This window comes from Mesorhizobium sp. B3-1-6, from assembly GCF_006439555.1.
Lineage (GTDB): Bacteria > Pseudomonadota > Alphaproteobacteria > Rhizobiales > Rhizobiaceae > Mesorhizobium.
In genome coordinates this window covers 62,867-81,178 of record NZ_VFTM01000031.1, presented here as the reverse complement: position 1 = coordinate 81,178, position 18,312 = coordinate 62,867, and the positions used below count along the sequence as shown (strand labels likewise).

14 protein-coding genes are annotated in these 18,312 nt (G+C 62.9%); 2 read left to right on the top strand and 12 right to left on the bottom strand.

The features are described 5' to 3' along the window. The 4 genes from FJ414_RS24695 to rpsL form a co-directional block, all read right to left on the bottom strand. A partial coding sequence (locus tag FJ414_RS24695) for an elongation factor Tu (protein ID WP_140646985.1) occupies nucleotides 1–737 on the bottom strand: 737 nt, incomplete at its 3' end. Nucleotides 738–802: 65 nt separating this feature from the next. Then, nucleotides 803–2,893 (bottom strand): elongation factor G, encoded by a 2,091-nt coding sequence (fusA, locus tag FJ414_RS24690; RefSeq protein ID WP_140646984.1) that lies wholly within the window; start codon nucleotides 2,891–2,893, stop codon nucleotides 803–805. 27 nt (nucleotides 2,894–2,920) lie between these two features. Beyond that, the gene (gene rpsG, locus FJ414_RS24685) at nucleotides 2,921–3,391 is read right to left on the bottom strand and encodes a 30S ribosomal protein S7 (protein ID WP_027170372.1); all 471 of its coding nucleotides are present in this window, start codon (nucleotides 3,389–3,391) and stop codon (nucleotides 2,921–2,923) included. Nucleotides 3,392–3,400: 9 nt separating this feature from the next. Continuing rightward, nucleotides 3,401–3,772: a 30S ribosomal protein S12 gene (rpsL, locus tag FJ414_RS24680; RefSeq protein WP_006202128.1), complete on the bottom strand. Its 372-nt coding sequence runs from the start codon at nucleotides 3,770–3,772 to the stop codon at nucleotides 3,401–3,403. A 460-nt stretch (nucleotides 3,773–4,232) separates the two neighbouring features. Between rpsL and FJ414_RS24675 the strand changes: the two genes are divergently transcribed. Continuing rightward, complete coding sequence (locus tag FJ414_RS24675) at nucleotides 4,233–4,514, top strand: transcriptional regulator (protein ID WP_140646983.1); 282 nt, start codon at nucleotides 4,233–4,235, stop codon at nucleotides 4,512–4,514. A gap of 84 nt (nucleotides 4,515–4,598) precedes the next feature. Next, a complete protein-coding gene (locus FJ414_RS24670; RefSeq protein WP_140646982.1) occupies nucleotides 4,599–5,528 on the top strand; it encodes a Gfo/Idh/MocA family oxidoreductase in 930 nt (309 codons plus the stop codon). 33 nt (nucleotides 5,529–5,561) lie between these two features. Here the strand turns inward: FJ414_RS24670 and FJ414_RS24665 are convergent, their stop codons facing one another. From FJ414_RS24665 to nusG, 8 genes are all read right to left on the bottom strand, one after another. Further along, nucleotides 5,562–6,227: an O-methyltransferase gene (locus FJ414_RS24665; RefSeq protein WP_140646981.1), complete on the bottom strand. Its 666-nt coding sequence runs from the start codon at nucleotides 6,225–6,227 to the stop codon at nucleotides 5,562–5,564. A gap of 169 nt (nucleotides 6,228–6,396) precedes the next feature. Then, complete coding sequence (gene rpoC / locus FJ414_RS24660) at nucleotides 6,397–10,593, bottom strand: DNA-directed RNA polymerase subunit beta' (RefSeq protein ID WP_140646980.1); 4,197 nt, start codon at nucleotides 10,591–10,593, stop codon at nucleotides 6,397–6,399. Nucleotides 10,594–10,723: 130 nt separating this feature from the next. Continuing rightward, the gene (gene rpoB, locus FJ414_RS24655; protein ID WP_140646979.1) at nucleotides 10,724–14,860 is read right to left on the bottom strand and encodes a DNA-directed RNA polymerase subunit beta; all 4,137 of its coding nucleotides are present in this window, start codon (nucleotides 14,858–14,860) and stop codon (nucleotides 10,724–10,726) included. Nucleotides 14,861–15,128: 268 nt separating this feature from the next. Then, nucleotides 15,129–15,509: a 50S ribosomal protein L7/L12 gene (gene rplL, locus FJ414_RS24650; RefSeq protein WP_059189560.1), complete on the bottom strand. Its 381-nt coding sequence runs from the start codon at nucleotides 15,507–15,509 to the stop codon at nucleotides 15,129–15,131. A 54-nt stretch (nucleotides 15,510–15,563) separates the two neighbouring features. Continuing rightward, a complete protein-coding gene (rplJ, locus tag FJ414_RS24645; RefSeq protein ID WP_140545996.1) occupies nucleotides 15,564–16,082 on the bottom strand; it encodes a 50S ribosomal protein L10 in 519 nt (172 codons plus the stop codon). Nucleotides 16,083–16,448: 366 nt separating this feature from the next. Then, entirely contained in the window at nucleotides 16,449–17,147 is a 699-nt protein-coding gene (gene rplA, locus FJ414_RS24640) for a 50S ribosomal protein L1 (RefSeq protein WP_140646978.1), read from the bottom strand. Nucleotides 17,148–17,151: 4 nt separating this feature from the next. Beyond that, nucleotides 17,152–17,580, bottom strand: coding sequence for a 50S ribosomal protein L11 (gene rplK / locus FJ414_RS24635; protein ID WP_095765524.1), 429 nt, complete (start codon nucleotides 17,578–17,580; stop codon nucleotides 17,152–17,154). Between the two features lie 186 nt (nucleotides 17,581–17,766). Further along, nucleotides 17,767–18,294: a transcription termination/antitermination protein NusG gene (gene nusG / locus FJ414_RS24630; protein WP_140545994.1), complete on the bottom strand. Its 528-nt coding sequence runs from the start codon at nucleotides 18,292–18,294 to the stop codon at nucleotides 17,767–17,769. Between the last annotated feature and the right edge of the window lie 18 nt (nucleotides 18,295–18,312).

Below are 18,312 nucleotides of genomic sequence, written 5' to 3'. Positions count from 1 at the left end.
CGGATGCCGACGATCTCCAGTTCCTCGCCGACCTTGACGATGCCGCGCTCGACGCGGCCGGTCACCACCGTGCCGCGGCCCGAGATCGAGAACACGTCCTCGATCGGCATCAGGAACGGCTTGTCAAGCGGACGAACCGGTGTCGGGATGTAGGCGTCGACCTGGGCCATCAGCTCGCGGATGGCGTCCTCGCCGATGGTCTTGTTGGAGTCTTCCAACGCAGCCAGCGCCGAGCCCTTGACGATCGGAATGTCGTCGCCGGGGAACTCGTTCTTCGACAGAAGCTCGCGAACCTCGAGCTCGACCAATTCCAGAAGCTCGGCGTCGTCGACCTGGTCGACCTTGTTCAGGAACACCACGATCGAGGGAACGCCGACCTGGCGGGCAAGCAGGATGTGCTCGCGGGTCTGCGGCATCGGGCCGTCGGCCGCCGACACGACCAGGATCGCGCCGTCCATCTGCGCGGCACCGGTGATCATGTTCTTCACATAGTCGGCGTGGCCGGGGCAGTCGACATGGGCATAGTGACGGTTGGCCGTCTCATACTCGACATGCGCCGTCGAAATCGTGATGCCGCGCGCCTTCTCTTCCGGGGCCGCGTCGATCTGGTCATAGCGCTTGTATTCGCCAAAATACTTCGTGATCGCCGCCGTCAGCGACGTCTTGCCATGATCGACGTGGCCGATCGTGCCAATGTTCACATGCGGCTTGGTGCGCTCGAATTTACCTTTTGCCATGTGATCTCTCCATTCCTGCCTGCCCGTGCGGGCCTTGAATTAAGGTCTCGTGCAACCCGCTCGAGTTACGCGTATTTCTTCTGAACTTCCTGGGCGACCGCGGTCGGAACCGGCTCGTAGTGGTCGAACTGCATCGTGTACTGGGCGCGGCCCTGCGACATCGAACGCAGATTGTCGACGTACTTGAACATGTTCGCGAGCGGCACCATCGCGTTGATGACGACGGCAACGCCGCGCGCTTCCTGACCCTGGATCTGACCACGACGGCCGTTGAGATCGCCGATGACGCCGCCGACGTAATCTTCCGGCGTCACGACCTCGACCTTCATGATCGGCTCGAGCAACTGCACGCCGAGGCGCGGAGCGGCTTCCTTGAAGCAGGCGCGGGAGGCGATTTCGAACGCCAGCACCGAGGAGTCGACGTCGTGGAAGGCGCCGTCGATCAGCGTGGCCTTGACACCGATCATCGGGAAGCCGGCGAACGGGCCGGAACCCATGACGCTGTTGATGCCCTTCTCGACGCCCGGGATGTATTCTTTCGGAACCGCGCCGCCGACGATCTTGGACTCGAACACGAACTCTTCGCTCTCGGTGTTCGGCTCGAATATGATCTTGACGCGAGCGAACTGGCCGGTACCGCCGGTCTGCTTCTTGTGCGTGTAGTCCTGTTCGTGGGTGCGGGTGATCGTCTCGCGATAAGCCACCTGCGGCGCGCCGACATTGGCTTCGACCTTGAACTCGCGGCGCATGCGGTCGACGATGATGTCAAGATGCAGCTCGCCCATGCCGGCGATGATGGTCTGGCCGCTTTCCTCGTCGGTCTTGACGCGGAAGGACGGATCCTCGGCCGCCAGACGATGCAGCGCGAGGCCCATCTTTTCCTGGTCGTTCTTGGTCTTCGGCTCGATAGCGATCTGGATGACCGGATCGGGGAATTCCATGCGCTCGAGGATGACCGGGTGCAGCGGATCGCAGAGCGTGTCGCCGGTGGTCGTGTCCTTGAGGCCAGCCAGGGCGACGATGTCGCCTGCGTAAGCTTCTTCGACGTCGGCGCGCGAATTCGCATGCATCTGCAGCATGCGGCCGATGCGCTCCTTCTTGCCCTTCACGGTGTTGTCGACCGAGGTGCCCTTGGCGAGCTTGCCCGAATAGATGCGGGCAAAGGTCAGCGAACCGACAAACGGGTCGTTCATGATCTTGAACGCCAGCATCGACAGCGGCTCGTTGTCATCGGCATGACGCTCGATCTCGGCGTCGGTCTTGGCGTCGACACCCTTGATGGCCGGCACGTCGATCGGCGACGGCAGGTATTCGACAACGGCGTCGAGCAGCGGCTGCACACCCTTGTTCTTGAAGGCCGAGCCACAGAACATCGGGTAGAACTTGACCGCGATGGTGCCCTTGCGAATCAGCGCGCGGATCTCGTCGTTCGACGGCATCTTGCCTTCGAGGTAATTCTCGAGCGCGGTCTCGTCCATCTCGACGGCGGCTTCGATCATCTTCTCGCGGTACTGCTCGGCCTTTTCCTTGAGATCGGCCGGGATCTCGACGACGTCCCAGGCAGCGCCAAGGGTCTCGTCGCGCCAGACGAGCGCGTTCATCTCGACGAGGTCGACAACGCCCTTGAACTCGGTCTCGGCACCGATCGGCAGCTGCATGACGACAGCCTGCGCGCCGAGGCGCGAGGCGATCATTTCCTCGGAGCGGTAGAAGTCGGCGCCGATCTTGTCCATCTTGTTGCAGAAGATCATGCGCGGCACGTGGTACTTATCAGCCTGGCGCCAGACGGTCTCGGTCTGCGGCTCCACGCCGGCGTTGGCGTCGAGCAGCGCGATGGCGCCGTCGAGCACGCGCAGCGAACGCTCGACTTCGATGGTGAAGTCGACGTGTCCGGGGGTGTCGATGATGTTGAAGCGGCGCATCTTGCCGTCACGACCCTTCCAGAAGGTCGTGGTCGCGGCAGAGGTGATGGTGATGCCGCGTTCCTGCTCCTGCTCCATCCAGTCCATGGTGGCAGCGCCGTCATGGACTTCGCCGATCTTGTGCGACTTGCCCGTGTAGTAGAGGACGCGCTCGGTCGTCGTCGTCTTGCCGGCGTCGATATGCGCCATGATACCGAAATTGCGGTAGTCTTCGATTTTGTATTCGCGGGCCATGGGAGGTGCCTCTCAGTCTCTTTCGCGTTACCAGCGGTAATGCGCGAAGGCGCGGTTGGCTTCCGCCATCTTGTGGGTGTCTTCACGCTTCTTGACGGCCGTGCCGCGGTTGTTGGCCGCGTCCATCAGCTCGCCCGAGAGGCGGTCGACCATGGTGGTCTCGTTGCGGTTGCGCGCCGCGGCGATCAGCCAGCGGATGGCCAGCGCCTGACGGCGCTCGGGGCGCACGTCGACCGGAACCTGGTAGGTGGCGCCGCCGACGCGACGCGAGCGCACTTCCACATGCGGCGCGACATTGTCGAGCGCCTGATGGAAGACGGTGACCGGCTCCTGCTTGGTCTTGGCCTGGACCTGGTCCAGCGCGCCATAGACGATGGTCTCGGCAACCGACTTCTTGCCGTCATACATGACGGCGTTCATGAACTTGGTGACAATCAGATCGCCGAACTTGGGGTCCGGATTGATCTCACGCTTTTCTGCACTGTGACGACGGGACATGGGAAACCCTTACTTCGGACGCTTGGCGCCGTATTTCGAACGACGCTGCTTGCGGTTCTTCACACCCTGCGTGTCGAGCACGCCGCGGATGATGTGGTAGCGGACGCCCGGCAGATCCTTGACGCGACCGCCGCGGATCATGACCACCGAGTGCTCCTGAAGGTTGTGGCCTTCGCCGGGGATGTAGCCGATCACTTCAAAGCCGTTGGTCAGGCGAATCTTGGCCACCTTGCGCAGCGCCGAGTTCGGCTTCTTCGGCGTCGTGGTGTAGACGCGCGTGCAGACGCCCCGCTTCTGCGGGTTCTGCTGCATGGCCGGGACCTTGTTACGCTTCACCGGCGCCAGGCGCGGCTTGCGGATCAGCTGGTTGACGGTAGGCATTAAACCCTCTTGTCTCTCAATTCCGTGTCTGCCCTGTCAGGGCCGCTCAAAGCGTCATTCCCATACGCAAATTCGGGCAACACACCGCGCCTCGCGGTCCTGCCCGAACAAATTGCAGAGGAAGCGGAAGCCGCTTCATGCGCGCCGGAAATGTCTTTTCGCTCGTAAAACGAACCCTGTTTGAGGCAAACTCCAAAGCGTGTCGCTTCGGACAGGAGAGCCTCACATCGGTTCTGACGTCGCGGCTTCTACTCGCAACCCCAGGGTCCGTCAACCCCGGCGCGGCAAATATTGCGTCCAACCCAAAGCTGAGCAGCCATGCGAAAAACGCATGTAATTTTCTTGCGTCTTTTTTCAAGAGCGAGGAAGAAAGTGACCGGCTTTGCGCTGTCCTGTGCCCTTGCTTCGTGCCAAAAGGCGGCTTGCACCGGACAATCTCCGGGAAAACGAGGAATCAGCCGTGAACGACAATGAAGAACGGCCGGTCACGATCATCACCGGGCGGGTCTGGAAGAAGAAAGGCGGCAAGCCGGAGGGCGTGCATGTGATGCTGGTGGCGCCCGACGATGATTCTGCCGTGCGCCGCGCGCTCGAATCGCTCGCCGCGGAAGGTTACGCCGAGGCCGAGCTCGACCAGATCGGTGACATGGAGGGCGAGCCCGACGAGGAGCCGCATCTGTCGGCCTATCAGGGCGCACTGGAGGGCGAAGTTTCGATCGTCACCTTTGAAGAGCCGATCTGAAAAGCGCGGCCAGCCGTCATATTTCCCAGAACCCGCCGGACAAACCTGCCCCGCCTAGGCACCCTTTCATTCCTTGGAGTTTCCATGACCAGCAGTCCCATCAAGCTCGGCATCGTCGGTGTGGGCAAGATCGTGCGCGACCAGCATTTGCCGGCGGTCGCCAAGGATGGGGACTTTCAGCTCGCCGCCGCGGCCAGCCGCCACGGCAAAGTCGACGGGATCCCGAACTATCCAACGATCGAAGCCATGCTTGCGGCCGAACCCGGCCTCGAGGCGGTCTCGCTCTGCATGCCGCCGCAGTTCCGTTACGACGCCGCGCGCACCGCACTGGAGGCGAAAAAGCATGTGTTCCTCGAGAAGCCGCCGGGCGCCACGGTCAGCGAAGTCGAACACCTCAAGGCGCTTGCCGAAGAGAACGGCGTTTCACTCTTCGCCAGTTGGCATTCGCGCTATGCGCCGGCGGTGGAGGCCGCGCGCGCATTCCTTGCCTCGGCCAGACTGACTTCGGCCGCCATCAATTGGAAGGAAGACGTGCGCCGCTGGCACCCGAACCAGGAATGGATCTGGGAACCCGGCGGCTTCGGCGTGTTCGATCCGGGCATCAACGCGCTGTCGATCGCCACCCACATCCTGCCTGCTATGTTCATCACCTCGGCCGTGCTCGATTTTCCGGAGAACCGCGCGGCACCGGTCGCGGCCCATGTCGCCTTCCGCACGTCGACCGGCTTGCCGGTGACGATGGAGCTCGACTGGCTTCAGACCGGCCCGCAGAGCTGGGACATCGTCGCCGAGACCGACAAGGGCAAGATGGTGCTGTCGGGCGGCGGCGCTAAGCTCGCCGTCGACGGCAAGGTCGTCCACGACGAGCCCGAGGCCGAATATCCGATGCTTTACAAGCGCTTCGCCGAGATCGTTCGCGCCGGCACTTCGGATGTCGACCTCGCGCCGCTGCAGCACGTCGCCGACGCCTTCATGCTCGGCAAGCGCAACGTGGTCGAGGTGTTCTTCGACTGAGGCGGCGGCAAAGCGCCGAGGCCAACGGCAACCTCACTCGACGATCGCAATGGCGAAGCCATCATAGCCCTTGGCGCCTACGGTCTGGATAGCGGTGCCGTCCAGCCGCTTCTCGCCGCCGATGAACGAAAACGCGGCGCGAGCGCCTTCGACATTGGCGTCGCCGCTGTTCTTTTTCACGACCGCGCCGTCGCGGATGACGTTGTCGCAGACGATGACGGTGCCTGGGCGCGACAGCTTCATGGCCCGGGTCAGATAGTTCGGGTTGTTCGGCTTGTCGGCATCGATGAAGATGAGGTCGAACGGTCCGGCACCTTCGTCCGCCAGCTTGCCAAGCGACTGCAGCGCAGGCCCCACGCGCAGGTCGACACTGTCGGAAACCCCTGCCCGCTCGAAATTCGAGCGCGCGACCTTGGCGTGGTGCGGATCGAGCTCCAGCGTCACGACCTTGCCGTCCGCCGGCAATCCCCTCGCCATCCAGATGGTCGAGTAGCCGCCGAGCGTGCCTATTTCCAGCACCTTCTTCGCGCCGCGGATGCGCACCAGCAGCGACAGCAGTTTGCCCTGCGCGGCCGACACGTCGATCGCGGGCAGGCCCTGATCGCGGTTGGCCTCAAGCACCGCATCCAGGATGGGATCCGCTTCGAAAAGAGAGGAAACGATGTAGTCGTCGACAGCCGTCCAAGTCTTGCTGCTCATAGTTCTTCCTCGTTCGTGAAGCCAGATCAGGATGACGGCTAATAGAACCGTCATACTGATCTGGTCTCTTTATTCGATTATGATCTCTTCCGAAAACCGGTGTCCACGCTCTTGAAATACAAGAAGGGGCCACGTGGGCCCCTTCTCATCGTTTCTCATGTCAAGCCGCTCACTGCGCGGCGTTGACCATGTCGGTCAGCATCGGGTCGGCGACCTCGACACCGGAGGCCTTGCGGCGCTCGTCGATGATGAGCTCGTCGCGCGAAGTTGCGATGCGCCGGATTTGGCTCATCGTACCGCCCGTTCCGGCCGGGATCAGGCGGCCGACGATGACGTTTTCCTTGAGGCCCTGCAGCATGTCGGTCTTGCCGGCAACCGCGGCCTCGGTGAGCACCCTGGTCGTCTCCTGGAAGGAAGCGGCCGAGATGAAGGACGGCGTCTGCAGCGAGGCCTTGGTGATGCCGAGCAGCACCGGCTGACCTTCGGCCGGCTTCTTGCCGTCCTCGATCAGGCGCTCGTTGACCTCTTCCAGTTCGATCACGTCGACGTGGTCGCCCGGAATGTAGGTCGAGTCGCCCTGCGTGGTGATCTCGACCTTCTGCAGCATCTGGCGAACGATCACCTCGATGTGCTTGTCGTTGATCGACACGCCCTGCAGACGGTAGACCTCCTGGATCTCGTTGACGAGGTAGGAGGCAAGCGCCTCCACGCCCTTGATCGCCAGGATGTCGTGCGGCGCCGGGTTGCCGTCGAGGATGTAGTCGCCCTTCTCGATGACGTCGCCGTCCTGGAGATGGAACGGCTTGCCCTTCGGGATCAGGTACTCCACCGGCTCGAGCGTCGAGTCATGCGGCTCGATGATGATGCGGCGCTTGTTCTTGTAGTCGCGGCCGAAGCGGATCGTGCCATCGATCTCGGCGATGATGGCGTGATCCTTCGGACGGCGGGCCTCGAACAATTCCGCAACACGCGGCAGACCGCCGGTGATGTCCTTGGTCTTGGCGCTTTCCATCGGGATACGCGCAAGCACGTCGCCCGGACGGACATGCGCGCCCGGCTCGACCGAGAGGATGGCCTCGACCGAGAGCAGGAAGCGTGCATCGCCGCCCTTCGACAGCTTGCCGACCTTGCCCTTGGCGTCCTGGATGACGATCGCGGGCTTCAGGTCGCTGCCGCGCGGCGTCGAACGCCAGTCGATGACCTCACGCTTGGTGATGCCGGTCGACTCGTCGGCCGTTTCCTGCACGGAGATGCCGTCGACCAGGTCCTCGAACGCCACCCTGCCCTCGATTTCGGTGAGGATCGGGCGGGTATAGGGATCCCACTCGGCGATACGCTGGCCGCGCTTCACCTTGTCGCCATCGTCCACGAAGATACGCGAACCATAGGCGACGCGGTGCGTGGCGCGCTCCTTGCCGGTCTCATCGAGGATGAGCACCGCCATGTTGCGGCCCATGACCATCTGCTGGCCTTCCGAGTTGCGCACCACGTTGCGGTTGCGGATCTGCACCTTGCCCTCATAGGAGGCTTCAAGGAACGAGCTATCCACCACCTGCGCCGTACCGCCCATGTGGAAGGTACGCATGGTGAGCTGGGTGCCCGGCTCGCCGATCGACTGCGCCGCGATGACGCCGACGGCCTCGCCCTGGTTGACAGGGGTACCGCGGGCAAGGTCGCGACCGTAGCAGACAGCGCACACGCCGGTCCTGACCTCGCAGGTCAGCGCCGAACGGATGCGGATCGACTGCACGCCGGCCTTTTCGATCTGCTCGACATCGCGCTCATCCATTAGCGTTCCGGCCTTGACCAGCAATTCGCCGGAGACCGGATGGTTGATGTCGTCGAGCGCGGTGCGGCCCAGCACGCGCTGGCCGACCGAAGCGACGACCTGACCGGCATCGACGATCGGCTGCATGGTGAGGCCCTTGTCGGTACCGCAATCCACGGAGTTGACGATGCAGTCCTGCGCCACGTCGACGAGACGGCGGGTGAGATAACCCGAATTCGCCGTCTTCAAGGCGGTGTCGGCCAGACCCTTGCGGGCGCCGTGGGTCGAGTTGAAATACTCGAGCACGGTAAGGCCTTCCTTGAAGTTCGAGATGATCGGCGTCTCGATGATTTCACCCGAGGGCTTGGCCATCAGGCCACGCATGCCGGCGAGCTGACGCATCTGGGTGGGCGAACCGCGCGCACCCGAATGCGACATCATGTAGATCGAGTTCATCGGCTTCTGACGGCCATTGTCCTCGAACTCCACCGCCTTGATGCGGGCCATCATCTCGTCGGCGACCTTTTCCGAGCACTTGGCCCAGGCGTCGACGACCTTGTTGTACTTCTCGCCCTGGGTGATCAGGCCGTCATTGTACTGTTGCTCGTATTCCTTGGCCAAAGCCTCGGTCTCGGAGACCAGCTTGATCTTGGAATCCGGGATCAGCATGTCGTCCTTGCCGAACGAGATGCCGGCGCGGCAGGCATGCGCGAAGCCGAGCGCCATGATGCGATCGCAGAAAATGACCGTCTCCTTCTGACCGCAGTGGCGGTAGACGGTGTCGATCATCTTGGAGATGTTCTTCTTGGTCATCTCCTGGTTGGCGGTCTCATACGGCACGTTGACGTTCTTCGGCAGCAGTTCGCCGATGATCATGCGGCCAGGCGTGGTGTCGTAGATCTTCGACACCGTCTTGCCTTCGGCGTCGACGGTGCGGAAGCGACCCTTGATCTTGGCGTGCAGCGTCACGGCCTTGGTCTCCAGCGCATGCTGGAGCTCGCCCATGTCGGCAAACACCATGCCTTCGCCCGGCTCGTTCTGGTTGACGATCGAGAGATAGTAGAGACCGAGAACCATGTCCTGCGACGGCACGATGATCGGCGCGCCAGAGGCCGGGTGCAGGATGTTGTTGGTCGACATCATCAGCACGCGGGCTTCCAACTGCGCTTCCAAGGACAGCGGCACGTGGACCGCCATCTGGTCGCCGTCGAAGTCGGCGTTGAAGGCGGTGCAGACCAGCGGATGCAGCTGGATCGCCTTGCCTTCAATCAGGATCGGCTCGAACGCCTGGATGCCGAGGCGGTGCAGCGTCGGCGCGCGGTTCAACAGCACCGGATGCTCGCGGATGACCTCGTCGAGGATATCCCAGACCTCCGGACGTTCCTTCTCGACCAGCTTCTTCGCCTGCTTGACGGTCGAGGAGAAACCCTTGGCGTCGAGACGGGCGTAGATGAAGGGCTTGAAGAGCTCGAGCGCCATCTTCTTCGGCAGGCCGCACTGATGCAGCTTCAGCTCCGGACCGGTCACGATGACCGAGCGGCCGGAATAGTCGACGCGCTTGCCGAGCAGGTTCTGACGGAACCGGCCCTGCTTGCCTTTGAGCATATCGGACAGCGACTTCAGCGGACGCTTGTTGGCGCCAGTGATGACGCGGCCGCGACGGCCGTTGTCGAACAACGCGTCGACGGCTTCCTGCAGCATGCGCTTTTCATTGCGCACGATGATGCCGGGCGCGCGCAACTCGATCAGCCGCTTCAGGCGGTTGTTGCGGTTGATGACGCGGCGATAGAGATCGTTGAGGTCGGACGTGGCGAAGCGACCGCCGTCCAGCGGGACGAGCGGACGCAGGTCCGGCGGGATCACCGGAACAACCTTCATGATCATCCATTCCGGACGGTTGCCGGATTCCATGAAGTTTTCCACAACCTTGAGCCGCTTCAGATACTTCTTCTGCTTGAGCTCGGAGGTGGTCGACGCCAGCTCCGAACGCAGGTCGCCGGCGATCTTCTCCAGGTCCATGCCGGCCAGAAGGTCATGGATGGCCTCGGCGCCGATCATGGCGGTGAAAGAGTCCTCGCCATACTCGTCGACGGCAAGCATGTACTCTTCCTCGCTGAGGAGCTGATTCTCCTTCAGCGCGGTGAGGCCGGGCTCGGTGACGATGTAGTTCTCGAAGTAGAGCACGCGCTCGATATCCTTGAGCGTCATGTCGAGCAGCGTGCCGATGCGCGAGGGCAGCGACTTCAGGAACCAGATATGGGCGACGGGCGCGGCGAGCTCGATATGGCCCATCCGCTCGCGGCGAACACGCGACAACGTGACTTCGACGCCGCACTTTTCGCAGATGACGCCCTTGTACTTCATGCGCTTGTACTTGCCGCACAGGCACTCATAGTCCTTGATCGGGCCAAAAATGCGCGCGCAGAACAGGCCGTCACGCTCCGGCTTGAAGGTGCGGTAGTTGATGGTCTCCGGCTTCTTGATCTCGCCGAACGACCAGGACAGAATCTTCTCTGGGCTGGCAAGCGAGATCCGGATGGAATCGAACACCTGCGCAGGCGCCTGCGGGTTGAAGAGATTCATGACCTCTTGGTTCATGCCGTTCTCCTTTTCAGGGTCCTCGATAACCCCTTGCATCGATCGCGGACGAAATGTCCGCAGACTGGCCGGTTGCCCGACCGAAAAATTTGAAGGGCGCGCCGCATCCTAAAGCGGCGCGCCGTAGGCTTTACTCGGCTGCGTCGGGCAGACGCGTCGGGGTCTCTTCGACCTGGGTGTTCTCCAGCTCGACATTGAGGCCCAGCGAGCGCATTTCCTTGACGAGAACGTTGAAGCTCTCCGGAATGCCCGCCTCGAACGTGTCGTCGCCGCGCACGATCGCCTCGTAGACCTTGGTGCGGCCGGCGACGTCGTCCGACTTCACCGTCAGCATTTCCTGCAGCGTGTAGGCGGCGCCGTAGGCTTCGAGCGCCCAGACCTCCATTTCGCCGAAGCGCTGGCCGCCGAACTGCGCCTTGCCGCCCAGCGGCTGCTGGGTGACGAGCGAGTACGGACCGATCGAACGCGCGTGGATCTTGTCGTCCACCAGGTGATGCAGCTTGAGCATATAGATATAGCCCATCGTCACCTTGCGATCGAACGGCTCGCCGGTGCGGCCGTCATAGAGCTGCGACTGACCGCTGGTGTGCAGGCCTGCCTGCTCCAGCATGGTGTTGATGTCGGCCTCATGCGCGCCGTCGAACACCGGTGTCGCGATGGAGACGCCGCGGCGCATCTGCTCGCTCAGGCGAACGATGCTCTCGTCGTCATACTCGCGGATCGGCTCGTTGCGGTCGTTGGCCGGCATGAAGCTTTCCAGCGTCTTGCGCAGCGGCTTGATATCGCCGCCACCCTTATACGCGTCGATCAGCTCGCCGATCTTCCTGCCCATGCCTGCGCAAGCCCAGCCCAGATGCGTTTCCAGGATCTGGCCGACATTCATGCGGCTCGGCACACCCAGCGGGTTGAGCACGATATCGGCATGCGTGCCGTCCTCGAGGAAAGGCATGTCCTCGACCGGAACGATGCGCGACACGACACCCTTATTGCCGTGACGGCCGGCCATCTTGTCGCCCGGCTGCATCTTGCGCTTCACCGCCACGAAGACCTTGACCATCTTCATGACGCCCGGAGGCATTTCGTCGCCGCGTTGCACCTTCTCGACCTTGTCCATGAAACGCTGCTCGAGCGCCTTCTTGGACTCGTCATACTGGCCGCGCAGAGCCTCGAGTTCGCCCTGGAGCTTCTCGTTCTCCACTGCGAACTGCCACCACTGCGAACGCGGATACTCGTCGAGCGTGTCCTTCGACAGCTTCGAGCCCTTCTTGAAGCCCTTCGGTCCGGCGATCGCTTCCTTCCCGACCAGCACGTCGGAAAGACGCGCATAGACGTTGCGGTCGAGGATCGCCTGTTCGTCGTCGCGGTCCTTGGCCAGACGCTCGATCTCCTCGCGCTCGATCGCCATCGCGCGCTCGTCCTTCTCCACGCCGTGGCGGTTGAAGACGCGCACTTCGACGACCGTGCCGAAGGTGCCCGGAGGCATGCGCATGGAGGTGTCGCGGACGTCCGAGGCCTTTTCGCCGAAGATGGCGCGGAGCAACTTTTCTTCCGGCGTCATCGGGCTTTCGCCCTTCGGCGTGATCTTGCCGACCAGGATGTCGCCCGGCTGCACCTCGGCACCGATATAGACGATGCCGGCCTCGTCGAGGTTCTTCAGCGCCTCTTCCGAAACGTTCGGAATGTCGCGCGTGATTTCCTCCGGCCCGAGCTTGGTGTCGCGCGCCATGACCTCGAACTCCTCGATGTGGATCGAGGTGAAGACGTCGTCGGCCACGATGCGCTCGGAGAGCAGGATCGAGTCCTCGTAGTTGTAGCCGTTCCACGGCATGAACGCGACCAGCACGTTGCGGCCGAGCGCCAGATCGCCGAGCTCCGTCGAGGGACCGTCGGCAATGATGTCGCCCTTGTTGACGCGGTCGCCCATGCGCACCAGCGGACGCTGGTTGATGCAGGTGTTCTGGTTCGAACGCTGGAACTTCATCAGCCGGTAGATGTCGACGCCGGACTTGCCGGGATCGAGGTCTTCCGTGGCGCGGATGACGATACGGGTCGCGTCGACCTGGTCGACCACGCCGCCGCGGCGGGCGCCGATGGCCGCGCCCGAATCCCGGGCGACGACCGGCTCCATGCCGGTGCCGACGAACGGCGCCTCGGCGCGCACCAGCGGCACGGCCTGACGCTGCATGTTCGAGCCCATCAGCGCGCGGTTGGCGTCGTCGTTCTCGAGGAACGGGATGAGCGCTGCCGCGACCGACACCATCTGCTTCGGCGAGACGTCCATCAGGTCGACGTTTTCGCGCGGCGCCATCATCACTTCGCCGGCGTTACGGCAAATGACGAACTCGTCGACGAAGCTGCCGCTCTTGTCGAGCTCGGCATTGGCCTGCGCGACATAGTGCTTGGCCTCTTCCATCGCCGACAGATAGACAACCTCGTTGGTCAGCTTGCCGCCCACGATCTTGCGGTACGGGCTTTCGATGAAGCCGTACTTGTTGACGCGCGCGAAGGTGGCCAGCGAGTTGATCAGACCGATATTCGGGCCTTCCGGCGTTTCGATCGGGCAGATGCGGCCGTAATGCGTCGGGTGCACGTCGCGCACCTCGAAGCCGGCGCGCTCGCGGGTCAGACCGCCCGGTCCAAGCGCCGACAGGCGGCGCTTGTGGGTGATCTCCGACAGCGGGTTGGTCTGGTCCATGAACTGCGACAGCTGCGAGGAACCGAAGAACTCGCGCACGGCGGCGGCCGCCGGCTTGGCGTTGATTAGGTCCTGCGGCATGACCGTGTCGATCTCGATCGAGGACATGCGCTCCTTGATCGCGCGCTCCATGCGCAGCAGGCCGACGCGGTACTGGTTCTCCATCAACTCGCCGACCGAACGCACGCGGCGGTTGCCGAGATTGTCGATGTCGTCGATCTCGCCCTTACCGTCGCGGAGTTCGACCAGCGTCTTGACCACGGCCAGGATATCGTCCTTGCGCAGCACGCGCACGGTGTCCTCGGCCTTGAGCTCGAGGCGCATGTTCATCTTGACGCGGCCGACGGCCGACAGGTCGTAGCGCTCGCTGTCGAAGAACAGCGAGTTGAACATGGCTTCGGCGGTCTCGAGCGTCGGCGGCTCGCCCGGGCGCATGACGCGGTAGATGTCGAACAGCGCGTCCTGGCGGCTCTCGTTCTTGTCGACGTTGAGCGTGTTGCGGATGTAGGCGCCGACGTTGACGTGGTCGATGTCCAGTATCTGGATCTCGTCCTCGCCGGTGCCGAGCAGCACCTTCAGCGTCTTGTCGTCGATCTCGTCGCCGGCTTCGAGGAAGATCTCGCCGGTGGCGTAGTTGACGATGTCCTCGGCAAGGTAGTTGCCGAGCAGGTCCTCGTCGGTCGCCTTGATGGCTTTGAGACCCTTCTCGCCGAGCTGGCGAGCCTGGCGGGCGGTGATCTTCTTGCCTTGTTCGACCACGATCTCGCCGGTGTCGGCGTCGACCAGGTCGCCGACGGCCTTGAGGCCGCGGAAACGCTCGACGTTGAACGGAATGCGCCAGTGGTCGCCGGCACGCTTGTAGGTGATCTTGTTGTAGAAGGTCGACAGGATCTCCTCGCCGTCCATGCCGAGCGCCATCAAGAGCGACGTCACCGGAATCTTGCGGCGGCGGTCGATGCGGGCGTGCACGACGTCCTTGCTATCGAACTCGATGTCGAGCCACGAACCGCGATAGGGAATGACGCGCGCGGCAAACAGAAGCTTGCCCGACGAGTGCGACTTGCCCTTGTCATGGTCGAAGAAGACGCCCGGCGAACGGTGCATCTGCGAGACGATGACGCGCTCGGTGCCGTTGACGATGAAGGTGCCGTTCGACGTCATGAGCGGCATGTCGCCCATGTAGACGTCCTGCTCCTTGATGTCCTTGATCGACTTGGCGCCGGTATCCTCGTCGATATCGAACACGATGAGGCGCAGCGTCACCTTCAGCGGGGCAGCATAGGTCAGGTCGCGCTGACGGCACTCGTCAACGTCGAATTTCGGTGCCTCGAACTCGTACTTCACGAACTCCAGCATCGAGGAGCCGGAAAAGTCGGAGATCGGGAAGACCGACTTGAAAACGGCCTGCAGCCCTTCGTCCGGACGGCCGCCCTTGGGCTCGTCCACCATCAGGAACTGGTCATAGGATGCCTTCTGAACCTCGATGAGGTTCGGCATCTCCGCAACTTCCGGGATCTTTCCGAAGAACTTGCGTACGCGTCTGCGGCCATTGAAAGTCTGGGTCTGGGCCATCGTCGCTCCTTAGCTATAAACTCGGGACGAACCTCGCCGCGGCTCGCCTTGCACCAACGGGCGGCCTTGGCGGCTGCCCCTATCTGTTTTTCCGGCCGCCCTGCCGATGGTTTGGCGGCTACCGGCTAAAACGGGAGAAAACCCGTTTCCGGAAGGCCGCTTTTCGGCCCTCAGGAAAGAGGTTTTCAAACGCCTCGCGCAACAGAACCCTCCCTTCGTCAAGGGAGGGGGCGGACGGCGCGAGACCGCCCGCCCTCGCCTAACAGGCTTACTTCAGCTCGACCTTGGCGCCAGCTGCTTCCAGCTGAGCCTTGAACTTGTCGGCGTCGGCCTTGGAAACGCCTTCCTTGACCGGCTTCGGAGCCGCTTCGACCAGGTCCTTGGCTTCCTTGAGGCCAAGGCCCGTGATGGCGCGGACTTCCTTGATGACGTTGATCTTCTGGGCGCCGGCATCGGCGAGAACGACGTCGAATTCCGTCTTCTCTTCAGCCGGAGCAGCGGCAGCGGCACCAGCGCCGCCAGCAGCGGCAACCGCCACCGGAGCGGCAGCCGAAACGCCCCACTTCTCTTCCAGGAGCTTCGACAGCTCGGCCGCCTCGAGGACGGTCAGCTTCGAAAGGTCGTCTACGATCTTTGCGAGATCAGCCATTTTTGTATTCCTTCACTAGGTTCGAACGTGTGTTGTTGACAGCGAGGAACGGCCTCATGCCGCCTCGTCCTTCCGGGCGTAAGCGCCGATGACACGCGCGACCGAAGCCGCGGGCGCATTGACGATCTGGGCGATCCGGGTAGCCGGCGTGGCGATCATGCCAACCAGCCTGGCGCGCAGCTCGTCGAGCGACGGTAGTGTGGCGAGTGCCTTCACACCGTCGGCATCGAGCGAGGTCGTACCCATCGCGCCACCGAGAATGATCAACTTGTCATTCCCCTTGGCGAAATCGGACGCGACCTTCGGCGCCGCAATCGGATCCTCCGAATAAGCGACCAGCGTCTGTCCCTTGAACAGATCGATGATCGATGCGGAGTCCGTGCCCTGAAGAGCGATCTTGGCGAGACGGTTCTTCGCGACTTTGACGGTGCCACCGGCGGCGCGCATCTTCGACCGAAGGTCGTTCATTTGCGCGACGGTGATACCGGCGTAGTGGGCCACGACGACTGAACCAGCGCTTGAAAACGCATCATTCAGGCCCGTGACGAGTTCGCGTTTTTCCGCTCTGTCCACTGCCTATCTCCAGTTGACCCCTGCCCCATTAACGAGGTCAGGCGTCGGGTTGCCTTTTGCCGGCCGGGCCATCCAGTACGGATCTCCCGAACGACGCTCGAGGATCCTGCCCCCTTTCGCCACACCAGCCGGCACGCCGGATAGTGCGCAGACAAAAGGCAAACACGGTTCGAACCTTTCATTGGAGCTTGGCTCCTTTGTCGGGTCTTCACCCGTCTCATGCAGGCCCAAGTGAATTAAGGCTTTTGGGCCGCCTGCAATCTCGGACAGGATATCCGGAAACCTTTCGGCTTCCGGGGTACCGGGCCGCCGACGGATCGGCGGTCCGGGATTCTTTTGCGATCGGCCTAGCCGATCAGATGACACTTACGACGCGGCGAGCGTCGCGATGTCGAGCTTGAGGCCGGGGCCCATCGTCGAGGTGACCGACACCTTCTTGACGTAGTTGCCCTTGGCGCCCGCGGGCTTGGCCCTGGTCACCGCATCGGCGAAGGCGCGGACATTTTCTTCCAGCGCCTTGACGTCGAACGAGACCTTGCCGACGCCGGCCTGGACGATGCCGGCCTTCTCGACGCGGAACTCGACGGCGCCGCCCTTCGAAGCCTTGACGGCCGCGGCCACATCGGTGGTCACGGTGCCGACCTTCGGGTTCGGCATCATGCCGCGCGGGCCGAGAACCTTGCCCAGACGACCGACCAGCGGCATCATGTCCGGCGTGGCGATGCAGCGATCGAAATCGATCGTGCCCTTCTGGACGATGTCGACAAGATCCTCGGCGCCAACGATATCGGCGCCGGCGGCCTTGGCTTCCTCGGCCTTGTCGCCACGGGCAAACACCGCGACGCGCACCGAGCGGCCGGTGCCGTTCGGCAGGTTGACCACGCCGCGGACCATCTGGTCGGCATGGCGCGGATCGACGCCGAGGTTCATCGATATCTCGACGGTCTCGTCGAACTTCACCTTGGACCGGTCCTTGAGCAGCTGCAGCGCCTCGGAGAGGGCGTAAGCCTTGTTCGGATCGATGCCTTCGCGGCTCTTGGCAATACGCTTTGCAATCTTTGCCATGATCTTAGCCCACCACTTCCAGGCCCATCGAGCGGGCGGAACCCTCGACCATGCGCATGGCCGCCTCGACGTCGTTTGCGTTCAGGTCCTTCATCTTCTGCTCTGCGATCGCGCGCACCTTGTCGCGGCTGATCGTGCCGGCCTTGACCTTGCCCGGCTCCTTGGAGCCCGACTTCAGGTTGGCTGCCTTCTTCAGGAAGTAGCTCACCGGCGGCGTCTTCATGACGAAGGTGAACGACTTGTCCTGGTAGTAGGTGATGACGACCGGGATCGGCGATCCCTTCTCGAGCTCCTGGGTCTGCGCGTTGAACGCCTTGCAGAATTCCATGATGTTGATGCCGCGCTGACCAAGCGCCGGGCCGATCGGGGGCGACGGCGTGGCCGAGCCCGCGGCAACCTGGAGCTTGAGCTGGCCTGCAACTTTCTTAGCCATCTCTATTCCTGCCTTTTCTCATGCCGGCCCCGTTACCAGGGAAACGCCGGCGGTTGCAGTCTGGTGGTGCGGTTCCGACGGCCGGCTGTGCCGCCTTCGCCTCCCACCCGTTCATGCGGCGTCTACCGCCGCTCCCGACGCCTCGCGGCGCGGGTGTACCAACGCCTTCCGGCGCGGGTGTACGGATCAGCCCTTTTCGACCTGTCCGAATTCCAGATCGACGGGCACGGCGCGCCCGAAGATCGAAACTTCCACCTTGAGGCGGGCACGCTCCTCGTCCACTTCCTGGACGACGCCGTTGAACGACGCGAACGGACCGTCCGAAACGCGGATCGCCTCGCCGATCTCGAAGGTGACCGAAGGCTTCGGCCGCTCGACGCCCTCCTGAACCTGGTTCAGGATGCGCTGCGCCTCGGTCTCGGTGATCGGCACGGGCTTGGAGTCGCCCAGGAAACCGGTGACCTTCGGCGTGTTCTTGACCAGCGAGAACACGGCATCGGTCAGATTGGCCTTCAACAGCACATAGCCCGGGAAGAACTTGCGCTCGGCATCGACCTTGCGGCCACGGCGGATCTCGACGACCTTCTCGGTCGGCACGACGATCTGCTCGATATCGCCGGACAGGCCCTTCTGCTTGGCCTTGTTCTCGATATCCTCGGCGACCTTCTTCTCGAAGTTCGAATAGGCGTGGACGATATACCACCGTGCAGTCATTTCACGACCTCTCCGTAA